Raw genomic sequence first — 23,636 nt, 5'->3', positions numbered from 1 at the left:
CGCCTTACCCGCCTTCGCGCCGACGATACCGGCGGAGCGTCACAGCGACTACTCCTCTTCCCGCTCCGCTGGCGTCCAGGTCGGCAGAGTCTGGAAGGTGTGCAACAGCCCTTCGGACCACGCCTTGCGAATGCGGTTGAAGTAGGGATCGCTGTCGGTGATGCGATGCTGCCCGGCACTGCTGAAGCTGCCGCTGCGGTAGAGCAGCGTATCCAGCGGCAGGCCGACGGACAGATTACTGCGCAGCGTCGAATCAATGGAGATCAACGCGCAGCACATCGCCTGCTCCAGCGGCGTGTCGATGGTCAGCACCCGATCGATGATCGGTTTGCCGTATTTGCTTTCGCCAATCTGGAAATAAGGCGTGTCGCGGGTGGCTTCAATAAAGTTGCCCTCCGGATAAATATGGAACAGACGATGGGTTTCGCCGGCGATCTGGCCGCCAAGCAGCAGGTTGCAGTTGAAGTTGGTGTTACTGCAGGTCTGCTGGTTGCTGCTGTCGCGCTGGATCACCTCCAGCAGCGTTTTACCGATCAGCATCGCGGCGTCGTAGAGGGAAGTGACCTGCATCAGATTCGGCTCCTGCTGGGTACGGATGCGCGCGCTGAGCAGGCTTATCACGCTCTGGGTGGTGGCCAGATTGCCGGCGGATTGCAGCACCAGCACCCGTTCCCCCTCCTGATGGAAAACGTGCAGCTTTTTAAAAGTGGCAATATGGTCGACGCCCGCGTTGGTGCGGGAGTCGGAAGCAAACACCAGTCCATCCGCCAGGCACATGGCCACACAGTAGGTCATTGCGGTTATTCCCGTATTATTGCTGCTGCGCCTGCTGGCTGTGTTCGCGCACTTCAGCGTTAGTTAACATAATCTCCCCGCCGCCGCCCAGCCGGGTGCCCCGTACCGGGCAGGCGTCGAGATAATCCAGCCCGGTCGCCAGCCGTAAATGCTGATTCAGGCGACGGGTATTATTGGTGATATCAAACGACAGCCAGCGGCCGTCGAGCCAGACTTCCGCCCAGGCATGCATCGCCACATGCTGGGCGTTATCGCTGTAGACATAGCCGCTGACGTAGCGCGCCGGGATCTCCAGCGCGCGGCAGCAGGCGAGAAAAACATGGGTATGATCCTGGCACACCCCCTTCGCGCGGGCGAAGGCGTCGGCGGCGGAGTCCTGCACCTGGGTCGCGCCGGGGGAGTATGGCATTCTTAACAGCAGATCCGCCATCAGTTGATTCAGACTCTCTTCCGCCGCATCGGGACGATAGAGGCGCTGGGCAAACTCACGGATCGCCGTATCGGCGCGGGTTAGCGGCGTACAGCGCAGAAAAACCAGCGGCGACAGCAGCTCGGCCTCTTCATCACGCGTCTCCTCCCCTTCGTCGGCGATATCGACAATCCCGCTGGCGCGGATGGTGATCTCCTTGTGCGGGTTATCCAGCGTCAGCACATGCAGCACATTGCCCCAGCCGTCGGTAGTGGTCACCGCCGCGCCGTCCGGCAGGGTCAGCGTCCAGGCGGTGATCGTCTGCCGGGCGGTACTGCGCGGCGTCAGGCGCAGATACTGGGTGGAAAACTTCACTTCTTCATCGTAGCCATAGCGGGTGAGATGATCGATGACCAGTTTCATAAGGCCTCCAGGTAGGTTTGTCTGATGCTGTCGGACAGCGCGTTAATTCTCGCCAGCAGCCCGTTAAGGGTGGTCTGCAGGTCCGCCTGCGCCAGGTCGTCACGGGTGCTGAAGCGCAGGTCAACGTTGAGCTGATGGGCGAGGCGCAGCGGTTGATAGGAGCGGTCGTTGGCGATCTTCTCCAGTTCGCCCACCAGGTCGGCAATGCTGGCGCGCAGCGAACGCGGAATATCGTTGCGCAGGATCAGCAGCTCCATCACCGTTTCGCGACTGACCGGCTGGCGGTAGAGGCTGTTGTAGGCTTCGCGGGCGCTGACCGCATTGAGCAGGGTATCCAGTCGGTAGTATTCCCGCACCGGGTCCGGATCGTTGGTCAGCTGTTGATCCTTAATCAGCAGCAGCTGGGTGGTGGCGAAGGCGCGCTCAATCAGGGTGCCGATACCGATAAAGCTCAGCGCGTCGTTGCGCAGCAGCGTGCCTATCACCGCTCCGCGAAACAGATGCACCCGCTCTTTCACCCACTCAAAAAAGCCGTCGCTCCCCAGCTCGCCCAGCCCCTGCTGGCGCAGGCTTCGCAGCTCAATGCGGGTGGCATTGATGCTCTCCCACACTTCGGCCGACAGACTGCCGCGCACGGCGTGCGCATTGTTCCACGCCATCTCCACGCAGCTGTAAATACTGCAGGGGTTGTTGCCATCAAGGGCAAAAAAAGTTGAGCAGATTGCTCATGGTAAAGCGGGCATGGCGCGCCTGAAACAACTCGTGGGTCATCGACAAATTCAGCGGTAGCGCCAGATCCCGCGACTGCTGGCTGTGGCGGGGGATCATCGATAATTTCCAGGTCACGTCCAGCACCCGGGCGTAGCTCTCCGCCCGCTCGAGATAGCGGGCCATCCAGAACAGTTCACTCGCCGTACGACTTAGCATGATGCGTCATCCTCCATCACCCAGGTATCCTTGGTTCCGCCGCCCTGCGACGAGTTGACCACCAGCGACCCTTCGGTCAGCGCCACGCGGGTCAGGCCGCCGGGCACCAGCCGCATCTCCTGCCCGGACAGCACGTAGGGCCGTAAATCGATATGCCGCGGCGACAGCCCTTCCTCAACGAAGGTGGGGCAGGTCGACAGCGCGAGGGTGTCCTGGGCGATATAGTTGGCCGGATTGGCCAGCAGGCGCTGGCGGAAGGCCTCCCGCTCCTCTTTGGTGGAACGTGGGCCGACCAGCATGCCGTAGCCCCCGGCGCCATGGACCTCCTTGACCACCATCAGCTCGAGATTGCTCAGCACGTAGCGCAGGTCCTCCGCTTTCCGGCACTGCCAGGTGGGGATATTGCTGAGGATCGGTTGTTCGCCGAGGTAAAAGCGGATCATCTCCGGGACGTACGGATAGATCGATTTGTCGTCAGCCACCCCGGTGCCGATGGCGTTGGCCAGCACTACGCCGCCGGCGCGATAGACGGACAGCAGCCCCGGGACGCCGAGCATCGAATCGGCGCGGAAGGCCAGCGGGTCGAGCCAGGCGTCGTCGATGCGGCGATAAATCACATCCACCCGCCGCGGCCCCTCGGTGGTGCGCATATACACCGCGCCGTTTTTAATAAACAGATCGGCGCTCTCCACCAGCTCGACCCCCATCTGCTGCGCCAGGAAGCTGTGCTCGAAGTAGGCGCTGTTGAAGCGACCCGGGGTCATCACCACGACGCAGGGATCATCCACCAGCGAGCTTTCGCGCAGGGTCTGCAGGAGGTAGCTCGGGTAGCGCTCCACCGGCGCAATATGATGCTGCTCGAACATCTCCGGATAGAGGCGCATCATCATCTTACGGTTTTCGAGCATGTAGGAGACGCCGGACGGCGTGCGCAGATTATCCTCCAGCACGTAGTACTGACCGTCGTTATTGCGCACCATATCGACGCCGGTGATATGGGCATAGGTGTTGTTTGGCAGGTTGATGCCCTGCATGCACGGCTGATACTGCTCGTTGGCCAGCACCTGCTCGGCCGGGATCAGCCCCGCGCGCAGGATATTCTGCTCATGATAGATGTCATAGAGGAAGGCGTTCAGCGCTTTCACCCGCTGGCGTATGCCGCGGTCAATGCGCTGCCACTCCCCGGCGGGTATGATCCGCGGCACGCTGTCAAACGGGATCAGCCGCTCGGTCCCCTCATCCTCGCCGTACACGTTAAAGGTGATGCCGATACGGTGAAAAAGCAGTTCCGCTTGCGCTTTTTTCTGCCGGATAGAGAATTGATCGGTGTTGCGAAACCATTGCCACCAGGCATTATAGTGCGGCCGCTGTTCACCCTGCGCGGTCAGCATCTCGTCATAATAATGCCCGTCAGGTAGCGTAATTTTAATCATGGCTATCCCCTCCGGTTGTACTCACTTTGTGGTAATCCCGCTAAGAGATAAGCATTAATTATGCCAGGTCCTCTGCCGCCGCGGCGTTGTGCAAATCGGTTCAGCCCCGCCGTCTGGTTGTGCAAAAAATCGCCAAAACAGCCGCCCGCGCCCGGCGGCGGCTGCACCGTCGTGAGGCAGGGCGACGTTTTTTGCGCCATCGTGGACGCCAGCGCCCTCAGCCAGGCGGCCCAGCCCGCGGCGGTCTCAGGAGACCTGGCAGGTAAATCCTCTGTTTTCACGCAAAATGTTACCCCTGACACGCGCAGCGGCAGATATTCGTCTAAGGTTTTTGGATGGCCAAACGTCGTGGCCCGCAGTCGATAATGATAAGGAGAACTCCCCATGACGAGTACTGATGCACGTCGTCCCGCTGCTTTGCCCTGTTCCCTGCGCCTGGCGATCGGCGGCGCTCTGATCGCCCTGATGAGCCTGAACGCTCAGGCGGAAGACGGCAAAACCGCGCCGCCCCCCTCGCCGGATATTCTGCTGGGCCCGCTGTTCAATGATGTCCAGAGCGCGAAGCTGTTTGCCGATCAGAAAACCTTCGCCGACGCTATCCCTAACAGCGATCCGCTGATGATCCTTGCCGATTACCGGATGCAAAAAAACCAGGCCAGCTTCGACCTGCGCCACTTCGTCGAACTGAACTTCACGCTGCCGAAAGAGAACGACACCTATGTGCCGCCCAAAGGGCAAACTCTGCGTCAACATATCGATGGCCTGTGGCCGGTCCTGACCCGCAGCACCGTCGAGGTGGAAAAATGGGACTCGCTGCTGCCGCTGCCTAAGCCCTACGTGGTGCCCGGAGGACGTTTCCGCGAAGTCTATTACTGGGACAGCTATTTCACCATGCTGGGTCTTGCCGAAAGCGGTCACTGGGATAAAGTCGAGGATATGGTCGCCAACTTCGCCGCGGAAATTGACGCCTGGGGCCATATCCCCAACGGCAACCGCACCTATTATCTCAGCCGTTCGCAGCCCCCCTTCTTCTCCTTTATGGTGAGCCTGCTGGCGACGCACGATGGCGACCAGGTGCTGAAAACCTACCAGCCGCAGCTGGAGAAAGAGTATCGCTACTGGATGGCCGGAGCGGACGCGCTGGCTCCCGGCAGCGCCGACAAACGGGCGGTGCGGATGGCGGACGGCGCGCTGCTCAACCGCTACTGGGACGATAACGACACCCCGCGTCCCGAGTCCTGGCTTGACGACGTCAAAACCGCCAAAAGCAACCCGAATCGTCCGGCAACCGAGATCTATCGCGACCTGCGCTCCGCCGCCGCCTCCGGCTGGGATTTCAGCTCCCGCTGGATGGACAATCCGCAGCAGCTCGCCACCATTCGCACCACCTCGATTGTCCCGGTCGATCTCAATGCCCTGATGTTCCATCTGGAGAAAACCCTCGCCCGCGCCAGCAAGGCATCCGGGGACAGCGCTGGCGCTACGCAGTACGATGCGCTGGCTAACGCCCGCCAGCAGGCCATCGAGAAATACCTGTGGAATGATAAAGAGGGATGGTACGCCGACTACGATCTGAAAAGCCACAAGGTGCGCAATCAGCTGACCGCGGCGGCGCTGTTCCCGCTGTACGTCAATGCCGCGTCACGCGAGCGGGCGACGAAAGTGGCCGCCGCCGCCGAGTCGCGCCTGCTTAAACCCGGCGGGCTGACCACCACCACCGTCAACAGCGGCCAGCAGTGGGACGCCCCCAACGGCTGGGCGCCGCTGCAGTGGGTGGCGGTCGAGGGGCTGCAAAACTATGGTCAGCAGAAGATCGCCATGGAGGTCACCTGGCGCTTCCTGACCAACGTGCAGCATACCTATGACAGTAAGCAAAAGCTGGTGGAGAAGTATGACGTGAGCTCGACCGGCACCGGCGGCGGCGGCGGGGAATATCCGCTGCAGGACGGCTTTGGCTGGACCAACGGCGTCACCCTGAAGATGTTGGATCTGATCTGCCCGCAGGAGAAACCCTGCGATGCGCTGCCCGCTACCCGTCCGGCGACAACCCCTTCACCGCAGGACAAACCTGTTGCGGCGCCCGCGGCTAACGACCCCGCCCCTGCGGAACCGCAAAAGACCGGCTCCTGACGCATCGCCGCCCCCTACCAAAATCGGTAGGGGGAAGCGGTCTCCCTGGTCACTATCATCCCGCGCAGACCCATTCTGCGGCTCGCGGGAAACACTTCCCCACCCCCTCGCGTTGAACAGGTCACCTTTTCGCTTGATCGCACAAATACAAACAATAATAATTCGCATTACTTTTTAACGAATAATGACAGATTCGTTTTTCACGCGGCGGCGTACAGGAGTACCAGACCGCGTTGGTTCAGGATGATCTTATGAACGTGGCTATTTCTCGAAAACGCCCGGGGCTGCTGTATGCCCTTGCGGTCGCACTCCCCTTCACCGCGCAAGCCGAAGAGACGGTGGTGGTCACTGCCACCCCGCCGGCGTCCGCCAGCGCGCCGACGGAGGGCTACAGCGCCAGCACCTCGCTCGGGGCGACGAAAACCGACCAGCCGTTAATCACTACCGCCCAGTCGGTGTCGGTGGTCACCCGCCAGCAGATGGCGGATCAGGGGGCGAATACCATCAGCCAGGCGCTGGAATATACCCCGGGGGTCTACTCCAGCTTCGGCGGCGGCGCCACCCGGTTCGACGCCATCTCCCTGCGCGGCTACCACGGCGGCGACGTCGATAACCTGTTCCTCGACGGCATGCGCCTGATGAGCGACGGCGGCAGCCATAACGTACTGCAAATCGACCCGTGGTTTATCGAACGCGTGGATGTGATCCGCGGCCCCTCCTCCGCGCTCTACGGGCAGAGCGTGCCGGGCGGCGTGGTCAACCTGACTTCCAAACGTCCGCAGTTCAGTCAGCAGGGCCACATCCGCCTGACCGGCGGCACGCAAAATACCAAAGGCGCGGCCTTCGATTACACCGACGCCATCAATGACCAGTGGGCATGGCGGCTGATCGGGATGACCCGCAGCAGCGACACGCAGTATGACCATACCCGCGAAGAGCGCTACGCGATTTCGCCTTCCCTGCTGTGGCAGCCGGACAGCGACACCTCGCTGCTGCTGCGCGCCTATCTGCAAAAAGATCCTTCCGGCGGCTACCACGGCTCTTTGCCGCTGGACGGCACCCGCTACGCGCACAATGGCCGTAAGCTCTCCCCCAGCACCAACGAAGGCGATCCGGGAGATGGCTATCAGCGCCGCCAGCAGATTTACAGCTATGAGTTTGACCACCAGTTCACCGACGTCTGGTCGGTCTCTTCCGCCGGGAGCTACACCCATACCAACGTCTCCCTCGATCAGGTCTACCAGGTCGGCTGGATAGATGACAGCGACATGCTGGCCCGCGGCTACAGCGGTTCGCGCGGTTCGCTGGACGGCTGGTCAACCGATAACCGCCTGCGCGCCGATTTCAATACAGGCGACCTGGCGCACACCCTGATCCTCGGCGCCGAATATCATCGCTTCCGTAACGACCTGTGGACCGGCGCCGGCGGCGCGGCGCCCCTTAACCCGTTTAGCGGCTATACCGCGCAGACCGGACATACCGTTACCTACAGCGACGACAATAATCGCCGCTATTACCAGACCGGGCTGTATCTGCAGGATGAGATGGTCTGGAACCGCTGGCATGTGGATGTTTCCGCCCGCTACGACCGCATCGTTTCCCAGCAGGTCAGCGATACACAGGGGACCTCAAACCGCCGTTCAGACGACCATATCAGCGGCCGCGCCTCGCTGTTGTACGCCCTGGACAACGGTCTGTCGCCCTACCTGAGCTACAGCCAGGCGATCACTCCGGCGATGCTGCCGGGCGCGGACGGCAAACCGTTGAAACCGACCACCGCCGAACAGGTTGAAGCCGGCCTGAAGTTCCAGCCGCCGGGCAGCAGCGATCTCTATAGCATCGCGATTTACGACCTGACGCAAAAGGATGTCGCCACTCGCGACCCGAACATCGCCACCGCCACCTATATTCCGGCGGGTAAGGTCCATTCCCAGGGCGTTGAGCTGGAAGCGCACCACCAGATCACCCCGCAGCTGAGTACTATCGCCTCGTATACCTGGAATCGTCTGCGTTTCCAGGACACCAAAGACGGGACCGACAATAACACGCCGCAGCTGACCCCGGATCAGATGGCCTCCTTCTGGGCGCGCTATCAGTTCCCGGCGGGGATCTCCGTTGGCGCCGGCGTCCGCTACATCGGTAAACAGTGGGCGGATGATGCCAACACCGCGCGGCTGCCGTCGGTCACGCTGATGGACGCCATGATGCGGGCCGACCTCGGCGTCTGGTCGCCAACGCTGAAAGGCGCTTATGTGCAGGTTAACGCCAACAATATCGGCGACCGCGAGTATATTTCCGGCTGCTATGGCACCGGCAACTGTTACTGGGGAGCAGAGCGCAGCGTTATAGCCACCGTGGGCTACGATTTCTGAGGACGTGGCCTCCGGGAGACTACCGGAGGCCAAACGAGGGATTACATGGCGTCCAGCGCTTTCTGTAGTTTCCAGATATAGCGCGGCGCCTGCGGTGCCGGGTGTTTTTTCACCACATGTTCGAAGAACTCATCGGCGTCGAGATCGTTAATCTCCTCGATGGCGTCCTGGCGGTTCGAGGAGAAGGTACGCAGCAGCGCGCCAGCGCCGTTGGCATAGGAGACCACCACCGCATAGCGCATCACCTGCGGGGTCTTTGATCCCCGCCAGCGGACCGTTCTCCAGAATGCTCAGATAGGCGGCCCCCATCGAGATATTACGTTCCGGGTTTTTCAGCTCACTGACCGACGGCTCGCCGCGCCACCCCATCCGCCGATAGACATCGCGTCCGGAGGTCGACGGCTTGAGCTGCATCAGCCCGACGGCGCCGGATTTACTCACCACCGCAGGATTACCACCCGACTCGATGGCGATGATCGCCGTGATCAGCTGCGGATCCACGCCCCAGGCGGCGCCGGCTTTTTCACTGATCGGCATCCACTGCATCGCCCGCTTCACCGGGACCTCGGGGTTCCACGGCGGGTTAGTGTAATCATGTTTCGAACTACAACCGGCCAGAAAAACGACTAAAATAAGCAACCATCTCAATTTCACACATCTATCCTTATCTACCCAAACGCCATCATGCTACAGAACGACGGCCGCGGTACGTCTCCCGCCTGCCGACAACCTGAAGGATGACGGGTGCGGACTGAAGTTAGCCACCTGGAGATGACAATCGCCATTCCAGGCGGCATCATAACCCTTTCATTCATAGCAAGGAATTATCATGTCTCAGTTTTATCTGGTCGCGCCATCCGGGTATTGCATCAACCAGCAGGCGGCAGCCCGCGGCGTCGAGCGTCTGCAGCAGGCCGGACACGAGGTGGCCCACCAGCAGGTCATTCCCCGCCGGCAGCAGCGTTTCGCCGGGACTGAACATGAACGGCTGGCCGATATTAACCAGCTGGCCCAGTTGCCCGGCCGCAACCGGATCGTCCTCGCCGTGCGCGGCGGCTACGGCGCCAGTCGCCTGCTGCCGCATATCGACTGGCAGGGACTGGTTGCCCGCCAGCAGCGCGACCCGCTGCTGATTTGCGGCCACAGCGATTTCACCGCTATCCAGTCGGGCCTGCTGGCCATGGGCAACGTCATCACCTTCAGCGGGCCAATGCTCGCCGGCAACTTCGGCGCGGAGACACTCGACCCGTTTACCGAGCACCATTTCTGGCAGGCGCTACGCCAGCCGGAATTCACCCTCGAATGGCCGGGCGAAGGGCCGAACTGCCGGGTGGAAGGCACCCTGTGGGGGGGAAATCTGGCGATGCTGACCTCGCTTATCGGCACGCCGTGGCTGCCGGCGATCCGCGACGGCATCCTGGTGGTGGAGGATATCAACGAGCACCCGTTCCGCGTCGAGCGCATGCTGCTTCAGCTGTTGCACAGTGGCGTGCTGGCGGCGCAGAAAGCGGTGATCTTCGGCAGCTTCACCGGCAGCGCGCCGAACGACTATGACGCGGGATACGATTTGCCGCAGGTCTTTGATTATCTGCGCCAGCAGCTCCCCCTGCCGCTGATTAGCGGACTGGAGTTTGGCCACGAGCAGCGCACGGTGACCCTGCCGCTGGGCGCCCGCGCGCGCCTGGTGAATCAGGCGACGGCCACCACTCTGACGATCGGCGGCCATCCGGTGCTGACAGAATAAATTTCCCGAACGCATAGGCGGATCCCCTGCGAATTGTTAAAATAGTGTCACTTTTAGCCATTTTTTCACGCCAGTCAGGGAGTACGTGAACATTGGACGCCGCTGCGGTCATTAGTCTGTTTATTCTGGGTTCTGTTTTAGTAACCTGCAGTATCTTATTGAGCTCCTTTTCTTCGCGCCTTGGCATCCCGATTCTGGTCATCTTTCTGGCCATCGGGATGCTGGCAGGCATTGACGGCATCGGCGGCATCCCCTTCGACAACTACCCCTTCGCCTATATGGTGAGTAACCTGGCGCTGGCGGTGATCCTGCTGGACGGCGGGATGCGCACCCAGGCCAGCTCCTTTCGCGTCGCGCTGTGGCCCGCGCTGTCGCTGGCGACGGTTGGGGTACTGATCACCTCGGCGCTGACCGGGATGATGGCGGCCTGGTTGTTCAAGCTGGATCTGATCGAAGGCCTGCTGATCGGCGCCATTGTCGGCTCCACCGACGCCGCGGCGGTCTTCTCGCTGCTCGGCGGCAAGGGGCTCAACGAGCGCGTCGGCTCGACGCTGGAGATAGAGTCAGGCAGTAACGACCCGATGGCGGTCTTCCTGACCATCACCCTGATCGAAATGATCCAGCAGCACCAAACCGGCCTCAGCTGGATGTTCGCCGTGCATATCATTCAGCAGTTCGGCCTCGGGATCGCCATCGGCCTCGGCGGCGGCTACCTGCTGCTGCAGATGATTAACCGCATCGTGCTGCCCGCCGGCCTCTATCCGCTGCTGGCGCTGAGCGGCGGGATCATGATTTTTGCCGTCACCACCTCCCTCGACGGCAGCGGTATCCTCGCCGTCTATCTCTGCGGCTTTCTGCTGGGCAACCGGCCGATCCGCAACCGGCACGGCATCCTGCAGAACTTCGACGGCCTGGCGTGGCTGGCGCAGATCGCCATGTTCCTGGTGCTGGGCCTGCTGGTGACGCCCTCCGACCTGCTGCCGATCGCTATCCCGGCGCTGCTGCTGTCGATGTGGATGATATTCATTGCCCGGCCCCTGTCGGTGTTTGCCGGCCTGCTGCCGTTTCGCGGCTTTAACCTGCGCGAACGGGTGTTTATCAGCTGGGTTGGCCTGCGCGGCGCGGTGCCCATTATTCTCGCGGTGTTCCCGATGATGGCCGGCCTGGACAACGCCCGCCTGTTCTTCAATGTCGCCTTCTTCGTGGTGCTGGTGTCGCTGCTGCTGCAGGGCACTTCGCTGTCGTGGGCGGCGAAAAAAGCCAAAGTGGTGGTTCCGCCCATCAGCTGGCCCATCTCCCGCGTCGGGCTGGATATTCACCCGGAAAACCCGTGGGAGCAGTTTGTCTACCAGCTGGGGGCCGATAAGTGGTGCATCGGCGCGGCGCTGCGCGACTTGCACATGCCACCGGAGACGCGGATTGCCGCGCTGTTTCGCAACAATGTCCTGCTGCACCCCACCGGCAGCACCCGCCTGCGGGAAGGCGATATCCTGTGCGTTATTGGTCGAGAGCACGACCTGCCGGCGCTGGGCAAAATGTTCAGCCAGTCGCCGCCGGTGGCGCTCGATCAGCGCTTTTTCGGCGACTTCATTCTTGATGCTGAGGCCCGCTTCGCCGATGTGGCGCAAATCTACGGTCTCGACGGCGGTGAGGAGTTCCGCGAGCATCAGCAGTCGCTCGGGGAAGTGGTGCAGCAGCTGCTGGGCGCGGCGCCGGTGGTGGGCGACCAGGTGGAGTTCGCCGGGATGGTGTGGACGGTAGCTGAAAAAGNGAACGATCACGTGCTGAAGGTTGGGGTGCGGGTCGCGGAAGACGAGGCGGAGTGATCCGCCCCGGAATAGGTTACAGGGTCACAACTGGCACCCGCGGCGCCAGGGCGCACATCAGCTCATAGCCGACGGTGCCGCTGCTGGCCGCCACGTCGTCGATTTTAATCTCTTTGCCCCACAGCTCGACCGGCGCGCCGATCCCGGCCTGCGGACAAGGCGTTAAATCGACCGCCAGCATATCCATCGATACGCGTCCAACGGTGGTGGTGCGTACGCCATCCACCAGCACCGGCGTGCCGCTCGGCGCCACCCGCGGATAGCCATCGGCATAGCCGCAGGCGACGATGCCGATCCGCTGCTCCTGGGTGGTGCGGTACAGGCCGCCATAGCCAATCGCCTCGCCGGGGCGCAGGTTCTGCACGCCGATAATCTCGCTGCGCAGCGTCATCACCGGCTTCAGCCCGGTGTTGGCGATGTCCTGCCACTGCCCGGAAGGCGACGCGCCATACAGCACGATGCCTGGACGAACCCAGTCAAAATGCGCTTCCGGATGCCAGAGGGTCGCCGCCGAGTTGGCCAGCGAGCGCGGGCAATCCAGCCCCTCCGCCGCCTGTTCGATACGGCGCATCGGCTCGACAATTCCCTGCGGGTTCTCCGCCTCCGCGAAGTGCGACATCAGCGTCATCTCGCCGACGTTGCTTATCGCCCGCAGCTGCTGCCAGACGGTGTGGACCCGCTCAGGCATAAAGCCCAGCCGGTTCATGCCGCTGTTCACCTTGAGATAGATATCCAGCGGCGCGCGCAGCTTCGCCTGCTGCAGGGCCTTAATCTGCCAGTTGCTGTGGACGCTGGTGGTTAAACGATATTGATCCAGCACCGCCAGCTCATCGGCATGGAAGAAGCCCTCCAGCAGCAGGATCGGGCCTTTCCAGCCCTGCTCGCGCAGCAGGATCGCCTCTTCCAGGTTGAGCAAGGCGAAACCATCCGCCGCGCTTAACGCACTCCATACGCGCGCCACGCCGTGGCCGTAGGCGTTGGCCTTGACCACCGCCCACAGGCGCGACCCGGGGGCCGCGCGACGCACTATCTGTAAATTCTGCCGCAAGGCCAGCAGGTCGATGCTGGCCACTACCGGACGGGTCATGCAAGCTCCTTAGTTGTGTGCGCCGTGCAGGTGCTGCGGGCGCGCCGGGGTAAAACCGGGGCTGTAGCGGGCAACCGCCAGATCGTCGTAAGGGATCGCCGGCGTGCGGCCGGAGATCAGATCGCTGATAAGCTGCCCGGAGCCGCAGGCCATGGTCCAGCCAAGCGTGCCGTGGCCGGTGTTGAGCCACAGATTTTTATACGCTGTGCGGCCGACCACCGGCGTGCCGTCCGGCGTCATCGGCCGCAGGCCCGTCCAGAACGTCGCCTGCTCCACGTGGCCGCCGCGCGGGAACAGATCGCGCACCACCATCTCCAGGGTTTCGCGACGCGGCTGCAGCAGCGTTTTGTTAAAACCGACGATCTCCGCCATGCCGCCGACCCGAATGCGCTGATCGAAGCGGGTGATGGCGATTTTGTAAGTCTCATCAAGGATAGTTGAAACCGGCGCGCCGTCCTCCTGAGCGATCGGAATAGTCAATGAGTAGCCTTTCAGCGGGTAGACCGGTATATCCACCAGCCCTTTAAGCATCGCCGTCGAGTAGGAGCCGAAGGCCATCACATAGGCGTCGCCCTTGATAATCTCATCGCCGCATTTCACCCCGGCAATGCGATCGCCCTCGTGCAGCAGCGCATCCACTGCGGTGTTGAAGCGGAAGGTCACGCCGGCCTGCTCCGCCATCGCCGCCAAACGGGTGGTAAACAGCTGGCAGTCGCCGGTTTCATCATTTGGCAGACGCAGGCCGCCGGTCAGTTTGTGGCTGACCTCCGCCAGCGCCGGCTCCACCTCCGCCAACCGCTTCGCTTCCAGCAGCTGATACGGCACGCCGGCGTCCTCCAGCACCGCGATGTCGCGGGTGGCATTTTCATACTGTTTGGCGGTACGGAACAGCTGCAGCGTCCCGCCCTGGCGCCCTTCATACTGAATGCCGGTGGTGTCGCGCAGCGCCTTCAGGCAGTCGCGGCTGTACTCCGCCAGGCGCACCATACGGCCTTTGTTCTCCATATAGTGGCGGGTGTCGCAGTTGCGCAGCATCTGCCACATCCACTTCAACTGGAACGAGGTGCCGTCAAGACCGATCGCCAGCGGCGCATGGCGCTGAAACATCCATTTGATCGCCTTCAGCGGCACCCCCGGCGCCGCCCAGGGCGCCGCATAGCCGGGAGAAATCTGCCCGGCGTTGGCCGCGCTGGTCTCCTCTGCCGGACCGGGCTGACGGTCGATGACCGTCACGTCATGACCCGCCTGACTCAAATACCACGCGCTGGCTACCCCAACCACCCCACTTCCCAGTATGACGACACGCATAGCGACTCCGTAACAGTTAAAGAACAATCATCTAATTACAAATTGATAACTCAGTTGAAAATATTATTCAACATACGCTTTATTTATGGTGACTTAACTCACAGCAAACCGCACCAGCCCTGCGCTGTGAGATTTACGATCTCATGCTGCGCTTTATTTTTACCCAGCATTAAATTCTGCAAACAAGGCAAAAAAACGGCTTTGAGATGGGGAAATCGCGAAGAAAAGCGATTGGCGTACAGCACAGTTTGCTGCACCGTGTTCTATGCTTGTTTAGAGGTTTTCCGTTCAGAGAAAACCAACAACAACGAGGGCGCGCTAATGGCTACGATTGACTCCATGAACAGGGACACCACCCGTTTAAGCGATGGACCCGACTGGACGTTCGAGTTACTGGAAACCTACCTGGCCGAAGTGGACCGGGTCGCCAAGCTCTATCGTCTTGACACCTACCCGCACCAGATCGAAGTCATTACTTCCGAGCAGATGATGGACGCCTACTCCAGCGTCGGCATGCCCATCAACTATCCGCACTGGTCGTTTGGCAAAAAATTTATTGAGACCGAGCAGGCCTATAAGCACGGTCAGCAGGGTCTGGCGTATGAGATAGTCATCAACTCCAACCCCTGTATCGCCTACCTGATGGAGGAAAACACCATCACCATGCAGGCGCTGGTGATGGCCCATGCCTGCTACGGGCATAACTCGTTTTTTAAAAATAACTATCTGTTTCGCAGCTGGACCGACGCCAGCTCGATCATCGACTATCTGATCTTTGCCCGTAAGTACATCACCGAGTGCGAAGAGCGCTATGGCGTCGACGAAGTAGAGAAACTGCTCGACTCCTGCCACGCGCTGATGAACTACGGCGTCGACCGCTATAAACGTCCGCAAAAAATCTCTCTGCAGGAGGAGAAAGCGCGGCAGAAAAGCCGGGAAGAGTATCTGCAAAGCCAGGTGAATATGCTGTGGCGCACCCTGCCGAAGCGCGAAGAGGAAAAAGCGATTGAATCCGCTCGTCGCTACCCTTCCGAACCGCAGGAGAACCTGCTGTACTTTATGGAGAAGAACGCCCCGCTGCTCGAACCGTGGCAGCGCGAGATCCTGCGCATCGTGCGTAAAGTCAGCCAGTATTTCTACCCGCAGAAACAGACCCAGGTGATGAACGAGGGGTGGGCCACCTTCTGGCACTACACCATCCTCAACCATCTCTACGATGAAGGGAAAGTGACTGAGCGCTTTATGCTGGAGTTTCTCCACAGCCATACCAACGTGGTGTTCCAGCCGCCGTACAACAGTCCGTGGTACAGCGGGATTAACCCCTACGCGCTGGGCTTCGCCATGTTCCAGGACATCAAGCGCATCTGTCAGTCGCCCACGGAAGAGGATAAGTACTGGTTCCCCGATATCGCCGGTTCTGACTGGCTGGAAACGCTGCATTTCGCCATGCGCGACTTTAAGGATGAAAGCTTTATCAGTCAGTTCCTGTCGCCGAAGATCATGCGCGATTTCCGCTTCTTTACCGTGCTCGACGACGATCACAACAATTATCTGGAGATCTCGGCGATTCACAACGAAGAGGGCTATCGCGAGATCCGCAATAAGCTCTCCGCGCAGTATAACCTCAGCAATCTTGAGCCGAACATCCAGGTGTGGAACGTTGACCTGCGCGGCGACCGATCGCTGACCTTGCGCTATGTGCCGCACAACCGCGTCCCGCTGGACAAAGGCCGGCGCGAAGTGCTGAAGCATGTGCATCGTCTGTGGGGGTTCGATGTGCTGCTGGAGCAGCAGAACGCCGACGGCAGCATTGAGCTGTTGGACCGCTGCCCGGCGCGGCCGAACGCGCTATAGCATTGCGGGGCGAGTAAAATAACAAAGGGGGCCATTGGCCCCCTTGTTCTGTATATCGATCGCGAAAAGCCCGCTTAACGCATATTCATGGCTAAATCACCGGGCAGCGATTTCTGCATCCGGTGCCAGATCTCGCCGCTGTCATGGCCGTAGCGACGAACCAGCTCGTAAACCTGGTCATGCAGGCCAGCCTCACACACTTTCGCCAGCTGATGATAGAAACCGAGCGCCAGGCTGCGCGCTTCCGGGCTGGAGAAATAGTGGCGGCCGATGCGGGTATACAACCCCTTCATGCCGTTGAGGATCAGACCGTAGATCGGGTTGCCGGAGGCAAACGCCAGACCACGGAAAATATTATAATCAAGCTCGGCGAAGGCGTCGGCGTGATCCTCCACCTCCCGGGCGCTGTCCAGGACCGCCAGCGCTTTATCCGGATGCTGGCGAAACGCGGTGCGGATAAAAATCGTGGAAATGTTGGTGCGCACGGAGAGCAGATTATCAATCAGCTGCGGTACGCTGTCGTGATCGAGGCGCGCCAGCGTTTCGAGGATATTCAGGCCGGAGGTTTCCCAAAAGTTATTCACTTTAGTGGGCTTACCATGCTGAATGGTCAGCCAGCCGTCACGGGCCAGACGCTGCAATACTTCGCGCAGGGTTGTGCGGGTGACACCGATCAGCTCAGAAAGCTCGCGTTCAGCGGGGAGAATCGATCCGGGAGGGAAGCGGTTATTCCAGATACTCTCAATGATGTACTCTTCCGCGAAACCCGCAGGGCTCTGCGCCTTAATGACCATAGTAAGATTTCCATTACACAGCGTTACAATTGCACTCATCATACCAGAGCCGCTATAGCGCAGATAGCATGGCAAGTGAATTAAAAAGGGATCGCCGTTTAATTTTCCGCTTTTACTTTGCGCTTTTCCTTATCTTCACAAACCGCCAGCGCGGCGCGAAGAAAGTTGCTTCTCATTTTGCTCAACTGGTACTCTTGCCAATCGTTATGCACAAAACCATGCACTCATTGACGGGGAAGGATTCTGTCGTGGAAATTTCTTATGGCCGCGCGCTGTGGCGCAATTTTCTTGGCCAGTCGCCGGACTGGTACAAGCTGGCATTAATCATTTTCTTAATCGTAAATCCGCTGGTGTTCGCCGTGGCGCCGTTTGTCGCCGGCTGGCTGCTGGTGGTCGAGTTTATCTTTACCCTCGCCATGGCGCTGAAGTGCTATCCGCTGCTGCCGGGTGGTCTGCTGGCTATCGAGGCGCTGCTGATCGGCATGACCAGCCCGGCGCACGTCCGGGAAGAGATCGCCGGCAATCTGGAGGTGCTGCTCCTGCTGATGTTCATGGTGGCGGGTATCTACTTTATGAAACAGCTTTTGCTGTTCGTGTTTACGCGCCTGCTGCTGGGGATCCGCAGCAAAATGCTGCTATCGCTGGCGTTCTGCCTGGCGGCCGCCTTCCTCTCGGCCTTTCTCGATGCGCTGACGGTGGTGGCGGTAGTGATCAGCGTCGCCGTCGGGTTCTACGGCATCTATCACCGCGTCGCCTCGGCGCGCCCGGACGATAGCGACCTGCTCGATGACAGCCATATCGAGCAGCACTACCGTGAGGTGCTGGAGCAGTTCCGCGGCTTTCTGCGCAGCCTGATGATGCACGCCGGCGTCGGGACCGCGCTCGGCGGCGTCATGACCATGGTCGGCGAGCCGCAAAACCTGATTATCGCCAAAGCCGCGGGCTGGCATTTTGGCGAGTTCTTTCTTCGCATGGCGCCCGTGACCCTGCCGGTGATGGTCTGCGGTCTGTTAACCTGTCTGCTGGTCGAAAAGTATCGCCTGTTTGGCTACGGCGAACCGCTACCGCCGACGGTGCGCAAGGTGCTGCAGGAGTTTGACGATCGCAGCCGCGCCCAGCGCAGCCGTCAGGAGCGACTGCGGCTGATTGCCCAGGCGCTCATTGGCGTTTGGCTGATCGTGGCCCTGGCTTTTCACCTGGCTGAGGTCGGCCTGATTGGCCTGTCGGTGATCATCCTCGCCACCACCTTTACCGGCGTTACCGATGAGCACGCCATTGGCAAGGCGTTCACCGAGGCGCTGCCCTTTACCGCGCTGCTGACGGTCTTCTTCTCCATCGTCGCGGTTATCATCGATCAGCAGCTGTTCACGCCGGTGATCGAGTTTGTCCTGCAGGCCTCGCCGCACGCGCAGCTGTCGCTGTTTTATCTGTTCAACGGCCTGCTGTCGTCCATTTCGGATAACGTGTTTGTCGGCACGGTCTACATCAACGAAGCGAAAGCGGCGCTCGAACATGGCGCCATCAGCCTGCCCCAGTTTGAGATGCTGGCGGTAGCGATCAACACCGGCACCAACCTGCCCTCGGTGTCCACCCCGAACGGCCAGGCGGCGTTTCTCTTCCTGCTGACTTCCGCCCTGGCGCCGCTTATTAGGCTCTCCTATGGCCGTATGGTGTGGATGGCGCTGCCCTACACCATCGTACTGACGCTGGTCGGCCTGTTATGCGTCGAGTTCACCCTGATGCCAGTCACCGACTGGCTGCTGGCGCACGGCTGGCTGGTGACGCCCAGCCTGCCCTGAGTCAGTTTTTGCCCGGGTTCGCCCGGGCGCATCAATAACCCGTTACGGAATATTTTCCGCCGCGCCTCTGGCGTCGGTTCGGTTTTCGTTTACACTGCCATGATTTAGCATCTTCCAGGGAAATGATTATGTTGCAATATTTAAACCAGTGCTCAAGAGGACGCGGTGCCTGGCTCCTGATGGCGTTGACCGCTTTTATTCTCGAACTTGTCGCGCTGTGGTTCCAGCACGTGATGCTGCTGCAGCCGTGTGTCATGTGTATTTACGAACGCTGCGCGCTGTTCGGCATCATGGGCGCGGGACTGGTGGGCGCTATCGCCCCCAAAACGCCGCTGCGCTATGTCGCCATGGCAATCTGGTTGTACAGCGCGATACGCGGACTACAGCTGGCGTGGGAGCATACGATGATCCAGCTGCACCCTTCACCGTTCCAGACCTGCGATTTCGCCGCCCGCTTCCCAACCTGGCTGCCGCTGGATAAATGGCTGCCGCAGGTTTTCGTTGCGTCCGGAGACTGTTCAGTACGTCAGTGGCAGTTCCTGTCGCTGGAGATGCCGCAATGGCTGGTGGGGATTTTCGCCGCCTATCTGCTGGTCGCTATTCTGGTGATCGTTGCTCAGCCTTTCAAAGCGAAAAAACGCGATCTGTTTGGTCGTTAAGCCGCGGCGAGTACAGCCCACAATGAAACGCCCTGCGGGGCGTTTTTTTATGCCTCCGGCGCATCGCTGAATCGTTTCCCGTCTATGGTTGACCTCTATGGTTGACCATAGCAATTAAAAGGAGCATATTAAATACATCTTTTAAAACCCAACAGGAGCTCACATGTCATCTTTACTGATCCCCGCAGACTGGAAAGTTAAACGCTCCACCCCATTCTTTACCAAAGAGAATGTCCCTGCCGCCCTGCTGAGCCACCACAACACCGCGGCTGGCGTCTTCGGCCAGCTGTGCGTCATGGAGGGAACGGTGACCTATTACGGTTTTGCCAATGAACAGGCGACGGAGCCGGAGAAAAAAGTCGTGATTCATGCCGGGCAGTTTGCTACCAGTCCGCCGCAGTACTGGCACCGCGTCGAACTCAGTGACGACGCCCGCTTCAATATTCACTTCTGGGTGGCGGAAGAAACCGACGGTGAAAACGGGCTGTTCCACGCGAAGAAAGCGTGACGGCGCTTAGCGCGCCCTGTCAGGCAGATTAAGGATATGGTCCTGCCAGTCGACCACCGTGGACTCAGGCACCGCAATATGGCGAACGGAGATGCGTTCGCCGTGCATCGCCGCTTTTGAGCCAGTCAGCAGCGGGTGCCAGGCCGGCAGAGGCTTGCCTTCCGCCAGCAGGCGATAGGCACAGGTCGGCGGCAGCCATTCGAAGGTCGGCAGATTTTCGCGGGTAAGCTTGATGCAGTCCGGCTCATACTCAAAGCGACGCGCGTAGTTACGACACTGGCAGGTTTTGATATTGAGCTGACGACAGGCGACGTTGGTGAAGTAGATCTCGTCAGTGTCTTCATCCATCAGCTTGTGCAGGCAGCACTGGCCGCAGCCGTCACACAGCGATTCCCACTCCGCGTCGCTCATGTCATCCAGTGTTTTTTGTTGCCAGAAAGGTTGTTCGCTCATCGGAGTGTCCGTCGTTGCCAGTTAAGGGTGCACCTTATAACCAGTCTGGCACGCCGATGCAAGTTTTGCCGCCCCAAAAGGCGGCAAATAGCGCTTACAGCACGCGGGTAGTGAGCGCCAGGCCGTTGAAGCCGACCTCCAGCTCGTCACCGCTGTGCAGCGGCCCCACGCCTTCCGGGGTGCCGGTGAGGATCACATCCCCGGCTTTGAGGGTAAAGAAGCGCGACATATAGGCGATCAGCGGCACAATCCTATGGATCATGTCGGCAGTGGTGCCCTGCTGGCGCACTTCGCCATTAATCTTCAGGCTTAACGACGTATTCTGCGGGTCGCCGTGGAACTCAGCGGCCGGGATAAAGCCGGAGATCGGACAGGCATTATCGAAGCCTTTGGCCTTCTCCCAGGGTTGTCCCGCTTTTTTCATTTTCGCCTGCAGGTCGCGCAGCGTGAGATCCAGCGCGACGCCATAGCCGGCAATCCCTTTCAGCACATGCTCTTCCGTCGCCTGACGCAGCGTGCTGCCGATAAGCACCGCCAGCTCGACTTCGTGATGCACCGAGCCCAGCCCCTCAGGAAGCACCAACGGCTGACGAAGATCGCACAGCGCAGTCTCAGGTTTAATAAACAGCACCGGCTCTTCCGGCGTCGCACTGCCCATTTCCTTGATGTGTTTCGCATAATTACTGCCGACGCACACTACTTTGCTTACTGGATAATCCAGAAGCGCACCCTGCCAGTTATGATGTTGGTACATTATTTTCCCTCGTGGGTTAATCGGATTGTTTCCCCTGTTCCGCCAGGTGTTTCTTTAGTAGATTTTCAGACGGCGGAGGCAGTTGCAGGTAATAGCCCTGTTCGCTTAACGCCTGTTTCACTTTTTCCAGATCGGCGTTAACCAGTTTTTTGCGCCCATCCAGCGGCAGCAGCATCGCCATTTGCGGCGTGCCAAAGCTGCGCATTAGCTCGTCAGGAACGCGCGAGAAATCGTCCTTTTTTTCGACGTATAAATAGGTTTGTTCACGTTTAGTACTTCGATAGATCACACAAAACATAGTTTTACTCGGAATTAGACCCGTGGTCACTTGCCTCAATATATGAGTGACTATAACATGCCTTTTAGTCTTCGGAATATCACCGCACTTCGGCGGTTGATAAACAGCAAATTGAGTAAGGCCAGGATGTCAAATACGCCAATCGAACTTAAAGGCAGTAGCTTCACGTTATCTGTCGTTCATTTGCACGATGCAAATCCCGAGGTTATTCGTCAGGCGTTAGAAGACAAAATCGCCCAGGCTCCCGCTTTTTTACGTCATGCTCCGGTGGTGGTGAATATCGCCAGCATCGAGGAGGAGGTGGAATGGCGCGCCATCAACGAGGCTATCGCCGCGACCGGTTTACGTATTATGGGCGTTAGCGGATGCAAAATTCCGCGCCTGAAAACCGAAATCGACCGCGCCGGCATCCCGTTATTAACCGAAGGGAAAGAAAAAGCCTCTCGTCCGGCACCGTCCGACCCCACCCCGCCGCCGCCAGTTGCTAGTCAGATCACAAAAACGCGTTTGATTGATCAGCCGGTACGTTCCGGTCAGCGCATTTATGCGCCACACTGTGATCTTATTGTTACAAATCATGTGAGTGCCGGTGCGGAACTTATCGCTGACGGAAATATCCATGTATATGGCATGATGCGAGGACGCGCGCTGGCAGGCGCCGGTGGCGACAGAGACGCCCAGATATTTTGTACCCACCTTGCGGCGGAGCTGGTCTCCATCGCCGGGGAATATTGGCTGAGCGATAACATCCCGGCCGAATTTTATGGCAAAGCGGCGCGCCTGCGTTTAGGTGAAAGCGCTTTGGCAATTCAACCGTTAAATTAATCCCTTTTTAACAAGGAATTTCTATGGCACGCATTATTGTTGTGACTTCGGGTAAAGGGGGCGTTGGCAAGACCACCTCCAGCGCGGCCATCGCTACAGGTTTGGCCCAGAAGGGAAAGAAAACCGTCGTTATCGACTTCGACATCGGCCTGCGTAACCTCGACCTGATTATGGGCTGCGAACGTCGCGTCGTTTATGATTTCGTCAACGTCATTCAGGGCGATGCCACACTGAACCAGGCGCTGATTAAAGATAAGCGCACGGAAAATCTCTACATTCTCCCGGCTTCCCAGACCCGGGATAAAGACGCTCTGACTCGCGAAGGCGTCGACAAGGTTCTCGAAGAACTGAAGAAAATGGAATTCGATTTCATCGTCTGTGATTCCCCGGCAGGCATTGAAACCGGTGCGCTGATGGCGCTTTACTTTGCTGATGAAGCCATCATCACCACTAACCCGGAAGTCTCCTCCGTTCGCGACTCCGACCGTATCCTTGGCATTCTCGCCTCTAAATCCCGCCGCGCGGAAAATGGCGAAGAGCCAATCAAAGAGCATCTGCTGCTGACCCGCTACAATCCAGGCCGCGTTAATAAAGGCGATATGCTGAGCATGGAAGACGTGCTGGAAATTCTGCGCATCAACCTGGTAGGCGTGATCCCGGAAGACCAGTCAGTCCTGCGCGCATCCAACCAGGGTGAGCCGGTGATCCTCGATGCCGCCTCGGACGCAGGCAAAGCCTATGCCGATACCGTTGAACGTCTGCTCGGAGAAGAACGCCCTTTCCGCTTCATTGAAGAAGAGAAGAAAGGTTTCCTCAAACGCCTGTTCGGAGGATAAATTATGGCTTTACTCGACTTTTTTCTCTCGCGAAAAAAGACACGGCTAATATTGCGAAAGAACGCCTGCAAATCATCGTCGCCGAGCGCCGCCGCGGCGACGCGGAGCCGCATTACCTGCCGCAGTTACGCAAAGATATCCTGGAAGTGATCTGTAAATACGTACAGATCGACCCGGAGATGGTCAGCGTGCAGCTGGAGCAGCGGGACGGGGATATATCCATTCTTGAGCTGAACGTGACCCTACCCGAAACGGAAGAGTCGAAATCCTGACCTGTCGCGCTATCGCGAAAAAAAACCGGCTACGCCACGCGCCGCCGGTTTTTTAATGGTCTGAACCTGGCCGCGAACTAGCGCGGATAGTCGTTTAACAGCCTCTTCAGCCGCTCGGCCATCAGCTCCC

20 protein-coding genes and 4 pseudogenes are annotated in these 23,636 nt (G+C 59.6%); 11 read left to right on the top strand and 13 right to left on the bottom strand.

Going from position 1 to position 23,636, the window contains the following annotated elements; all coding sequences use genetic code 11:
• Window positions 1–48: 48 nt before the first annotated feature.
• The 5 genes and pseudogenes from HMPREF1024_RS23235 to HMPREF1024_RS31030 form a co-directional block, all read right to left on the bottom strand.
• Window positions 49–795, bottom strand: coding sequence for a proteasome-type protease (locus tag HMPREF1024_RS23235; RefSeq protein ID WP_002910830.1), 747 nt, complete (start codon window positions 793–795; stop codon window positions 49–51).
• A 16-nt stretch (window positions 796–811) separates the two neighbouring features.
• Entirely contained in the window at window positions 812–1,627 is an 816-nt protein-coding gene (locus HMPREF1024_RS23240) for a transglutaminase family protein (protein ID WP_002910832.1), read from the bottom strand.
• Window positions 1,624–2,554, bottom strand: a pseudogene (locus HMPREF1024_RS0125495) (alpha-E domain-containing protein). The gene HMPREF1024_RS23240 and the pseudogene HMPREF1024_RS0125495 overlap by 4 nt, the downstream one beginning before the upstream one ends.
• Complete coding sequence (locus HMPREF1024_RS23245; protein WP_004211064.1) at window positions 2,548–3,987, bottom strand: circularly permuted type 2 ATP-grasp protein; 1,440 nt, start codon at window positions 3,985–3,987, stop codon at window positions 2,548–2,550. Before HMPREF1024_RS23245 ends, HMPREF1024_RS0125495 begins: the two are co-directional and overlap by 7 nt.
• 71 nt (window positions 3,988–4,058) lie before the next feature.
• Window positions 4,059–4,187: pseudogene (locus HMPREF1024_RS31030) on the bottom strand (biopolymer transporter TonB); the annotation flags it as partial.
• 184 nt (window positions 4,188–4,371) lie between these two features.
• Between HMPREF1024_RS31030 and HMPREF1024_RS23250 the strand changes: the two are divergent.
• Both HMPREF1024_RS23250 and HMPREF1024_RS23255 read left to right on the top strand, forming a co-directional pair.
• Window positions 4,372–6,117 carry an alpha,alpha-trehalase gene (locus HMPREF1024_RS23250; protein ID WP_004211063.1) on the top strand — a complete coding sequence of 582 codons (1,746 nt, stop codon included), beginning with the start codon at window positions 4,372–4,374 and terminating at the stop codon, window positions 6,115–6,117.
• A 251-nt stretch (window positions 6,118–6,368) separates the two neighbouring features.
• Entirely contained in the window at window positions 6,369–8,489 is a 2,121-nt protein-coding gene (locus tag HMPREF1024_RS23255; protein WP_009307564.1) for a TonB-dependent siderophore receptor, read from the top strand.
• Window positions 8,490–8,530: 41 nt separating this feature from the next.
• On the opposite strand, the pseudogene emtA reads toward HMPREF1024_RS23255, so the two are convergent.
• Window positions 8,531–9,143, bottom strand: a pseudogene (gene emtA, locus HMPREF1024_RS23260) (membrane-bound lytic murein transglycosylase EmtA).
• A 175-nt stretch (window positions 9,144–9,318) separates the two neighbouring features.
• Here emtA and ldcA point away from each other — a divergent pair.
• Together ldcA and HMPREF1024_RS23270 are read left to right on the top strand one after the other, a co-directional pair.
• Complete coding sequence (gene ldcA / locus HMPREF1024_RS23265) at window positions 9,319–10,233, top strand: muramoyltetrapeptide carboxypeptidase (RefSeq protein ID WP_004175466.1); 915 nt, start codon at window positions 9,319–9,321, stop codon at window positions 10,231–10,233.
• A gap of 92 nt (window positions 10,234–10,325) precedes the next feature.
• Window positions 10,326–12,059, top strand: coding sequence for a potassium/proton antiporter (locus HMPREF1024_RS23270; RefSeq protein ID WP_009307559.1), 1,734 nt, complete (start codon window positions 10,326–10,328; stop codon window positions 12,057–12,059).
• A 16-nt stretch (window positions 12,060–12,075) separates the two neighbouring features.
• Here HMPREF1024_RS23270 and dadX read toward each other — a convergent pair whose 3' ends face one another.
• The 3 genes from dadX to HMPREF1024_RS31025 all read right to left on the bottom strand — a co-directional run bounded on the left by dadX (window position 12,076) and on the right by HMPREF1024_RS31025 (window position 14,699).
• Window positions 12,076–13,146: a catabolic alanine racemase DadX gene (dadX, locus tag HMPREF1024_RS23275; protein ID WP_002910887.1), complete on the bottom strand. Its 1,071-nt coding sequence runs from the start codon at window positions 13,144–13,146 to the stop codon at window positions 12,076–12,078.
• A gap of 9 nt (window positions 13,147–13,155) precedes the next feature.
• Window positions 13,156–14,454, bottom strand: coding sequence for a D-amino acid dehydrogenase (locus HMPREF1024_RS23280; protein WP_009307557.1), 1,299 nt, complete (start codon window positions 14,452–14,454; stop codon window positions 13,156–13,158).
• Window positions 14,455–14,552: 98 nt separating this feature from the next.
• The gene (locus tag HMPREF1024_RS31025) at window positions 14,553–14,699 is read right to left on the bottom strand and encodes a hypothetical protein (RefSeq protein ID WP_004145506.1); all 147 of its coding nucleotides are present in this window, start codon (window positions 14,697–14,699) and stop codon (window positions 14,553–14,555) included.
• A 76-nt stretch (window positions 14,700–14,775) separates the two neighbouring features.
• Between HMPREF1024_RS31025 and HMPREF1024_RS23285 the strand changes: the two genes are divergently transcribed.
• Window positions 14,776–16,308, top strand: a complete 1,533-nt coding sequence (locus HMPREF1024_RS23285) for a SpoVR family protein (protein ID WP_002910889.1) — start codon at window positions 14,776–14,778, stop codon at window positions 16,306–16,308.
• 74 nt (window positions 16,309–16,382) lie between these two features.
• Here the strand turns inward: HMPREF1024_RS23285 and fadR are convergent, their stop codons facing one another.
• Complete coding sequence (gene fadR / locus HMPREF1024_RS23290) at window positions 16,383–17,102, bottom strand: fatty acid metabolism transcriptional regulator FadR (RefSeq protein ID WP_002910890.1); 720 nt, start codon at window positions 17,100–17,102, stop codon at window positions 16,383–16,385.
• A gap of 248 nt (window positions 17,103–17,350) precedes the next feature.
• Between fadR and nhaB the strand changes: the two genes are divergently transcribed.
• From nhaB to HMPREF1024_RS23305, 3 genes are all read left to right on the top strand, one after another.
• On the top strand, window positions 17,351–18,901 hold the full coding sequence (nhaB, locus tag HMPREF1024_RS23295) for a sodium/proton antiporter NhaB (protein ID WP_009307552.1): 1,551 nt from the start codon (window positions 17,351–17,353) through the stop codon (window positions 18,899–18,901).
• Window positions 18,902–19,029: 128 nt separating this feature from the next.
• A complete protein-coding gene (dsbB, locus tag HMPREF1024_RS23300; RefSeq protein ID WP_002910894.1) occupies window positions 19,030–19,560 on the top strand; it encodes a disulfide bond formation protein DsbB in 531 nt (176 codons plus the stop codon).
• 163 nt (window positions 19,561–19,723) lie between these two features.
• Window positions 19,724–20,068 carry a DUF1971 domain-containing protein gene (locus HMPREF1024_RS23305; protein WP_002910895.1) on the top strand — a complete coding sequence of 115 codons (345 nt, stop codon included), beginning with the start codon at window positions 19,724–19,726 and terminating at the stop codon, window positions 20,066–20,068.
• Between the two features lie 6 nt (window positions 20,069–20,074).
• Here the strand turns inward: HMPREF1024_RS23305 and HMPREF1024_RS23310 are convergent, their stop codons facing one another.
• The 3 genes from HMPREF1024_RS23310 to HMPREF1024_RS23320 form a co-directional block, all read right to left on the bottom strand.
• The gene (locus tag HMPREF1024_RS23310; RefSeq protein ID WP_002910896.1) at window positions 20,075–20,521 is read right to left on the bottom strand and encodes a YcgN family cysteine cluster protein; all 447 of its coding nucleotides are present in this window, start codon (window positions 20,519–20,521) and stop codon (window positions 20,075–20,077) included.
• 94 nt (window positions 20,522–20,615) lie between these two features.
• Entirely contained in the window at window positions 20,616–21,275 is a 660-nt protein-coding gene (locus HMPREF1024_RS23315; protein ID WP_004180422.1) for a fumarylacetoacetate hydrolase family protein, read from the bottom strand.
• A gap of 16 nt (window positions 21,276–21,291) precedes the next feature.
• Window positions 21,292–21,573: a YcgL domain-containing protein gene (locus tag HMPREF1024_RS23320; protein WP_002910898.1), complete on the bottom strand. Its 282-nt coding sequence runs from the start codon at window positions 21,571–21,573 to the stop codon at window positions 21,292–21,294.
• A gap of 126 nt (window positions 21,574–21,699) precedes the next feature.
• On the opposite strand from HMPREF1024_RS23320, the gene minC reads away from it, so the two are divergent.
• The 3 genes and pseudogenes from minC to minE all read left to right on the top strand — a co-directional run bounded on the left by minC (window position 21,700) and on the right by minE (window position 23,506).
• Window positions 21,700–22,398, top strand: coding sequence for a septum site-determining protein MinC (gene minC / locus HMPREF1024_RS23325; RefSeq protein WP_004180423.1), 699 nt, complete (start codon window positions 21,700–21,702; stop codon window positions 22,396–22,398).
• Window positions 22,399–22,421: 23 nt separating this feature from the next.
• Entirely contained in the window at window positions 22,422–23,234 is an 813-nt protein-coding gene (gene minD, locus HMPREF1024_RS23330; protein WP_002910900.1) for a septum site-determining protein MinD, read from the top strand.
• A gap of 3 nt (window positions 23,235–23,237) precedes the next feature.
• A pseudogene (minE, locus tag HMPREF1024_RS0125480) lies at window positions 23,238–23,506 on the top strand (cell division topological specificity factor MinE).
• The last annotated feature ends 130 nt before the right edge of the window (window positions 23,507–23,636 follow it).

The organism is Klebsiella sp. 4_1_44FAA (assembly GCF_000238715.1).
GTDB lineage: Bacteria > Pseudomonadota > Gammaproteobacteria > Enterobacterales > Enterobacteriaceae > Klebsiella > Klebsiella pneumoniae.
This window is presented reverse-complemented; position numbering and strand designations above follow the sequence as displayed.

Coding starts and splice junctions, on each gene's coding strand:
- HMPREF1024_RS23235 (WP_002910830.1), bottom strand. CDS start 795: ATGACCTACTGTGTGGCCATGTGCCTGGCGGATGGACTGGTGTTTGCT.
- HMPREF1024_RS23240 (WP_002910832.1), bottom strand. CDS start 1,627: ATGAAACTGGTCATCGATCATCTCACCCGCTATGGCTACGATGAAGAA.
- HMPREF1024_RS23245 (WP_004211064.1), bottom strand. CDS start 3,987: ATGATTAAAATTACGCTACCTGACGGGCATTATTATGACGAGATGCTG.
- HMPREF1024_RS23250 (WP_004211063.1), top strand. CDS start 4,372: ATGACGAGTACTGATGCACGTCGTCCCGCTGCTTTGCCCTGTTCCCTG.
- HMPREF1024_RS23255 (WP_009307564.1), top strand. CDS start 6,369: ATGAACGTGGCTATTTCTCGAAAACGCCCGGGGCTGCTGTATGCCCTT.
- ldcA (WP_004175466.1), top strand. CDS start 9,319: ATGTCTCAGTTTTATCTGGTCGCGCCATCCGGGTATTGCATCAACCAG.
- dadX (WP_002910887.1), bottom strand. CDS start 13,146: ATGACCCGTCCGGTAGTGGCCAGCATCGACCTGCTGGCCTTGCGGCAG.
- HMPREF1024_RS23280 (WP_009307557.1), bottom strand. CDS start 14,454: ATGCGTGTCGTCATACTGGGAAGTGGGGTGGTTGGGGTAGCCAGCGCG.
- HMPREF1024_RS23285 (WP_002910889.1), top strand. CDS start 14,776: ATGGCTACGATTGACTCCATGAACAGGGACACCACCCGTTTAAGCGAT.
- fadR (WP_002910890.1), bottom strand. CDS start 17,102: ATGGTCATTAAGGCGCAGAGCCCTGCGGGTTTCGCGGAAGAGTACATC.
- dsbB (WP_002910894.1), top strand. CDS start 19,030: ATGTTGCAATATTTAAACCAGTGCTCAAGAGGACGCGGTGCCTGGCTC.
- HMPREF1024_RS23305 (WP_002910895.1), top strand. CDS start 19,724: ATGTCATCTTTACTGATCCCCGCAGACTGGAAAGTTAAACGCTCCACC.
- HMPREF1024_RS23310 (WP_002910896.1), bottom strand. CDS start 20,521: ATGAGCGAACAACCTTTCTGGCAACAAAAAACACTGGATGACATGAGC.
- HMPREF1024_RS23315 (WP_004180422.1), bottom strand. CDS start 21,275: ATGTACCAACATCATAACTGGCAGGGTGCGCTTCTGGATTATCCAGTA.
- HMPREF1024_RS23320 (WP_002910898.1), bottom strand. CDS start 21,573: ATGTTTTGTGTGATCTATCGAAGTACTAAACGTGAACAAACCTATTTA.
- minC (WP_004180423.1), top strand. CDS start 21,700: ATGTCAAATACGCCAATCGAACTTAAAGGCAGTAGCTTCACGTTATCT.
- minD (WP_002910900.1), top strand. CDS start 22,422: ATGGCACGCATTATTGTTGTGACTTCGGGTAAAGGGGGCGTTGGCAAG.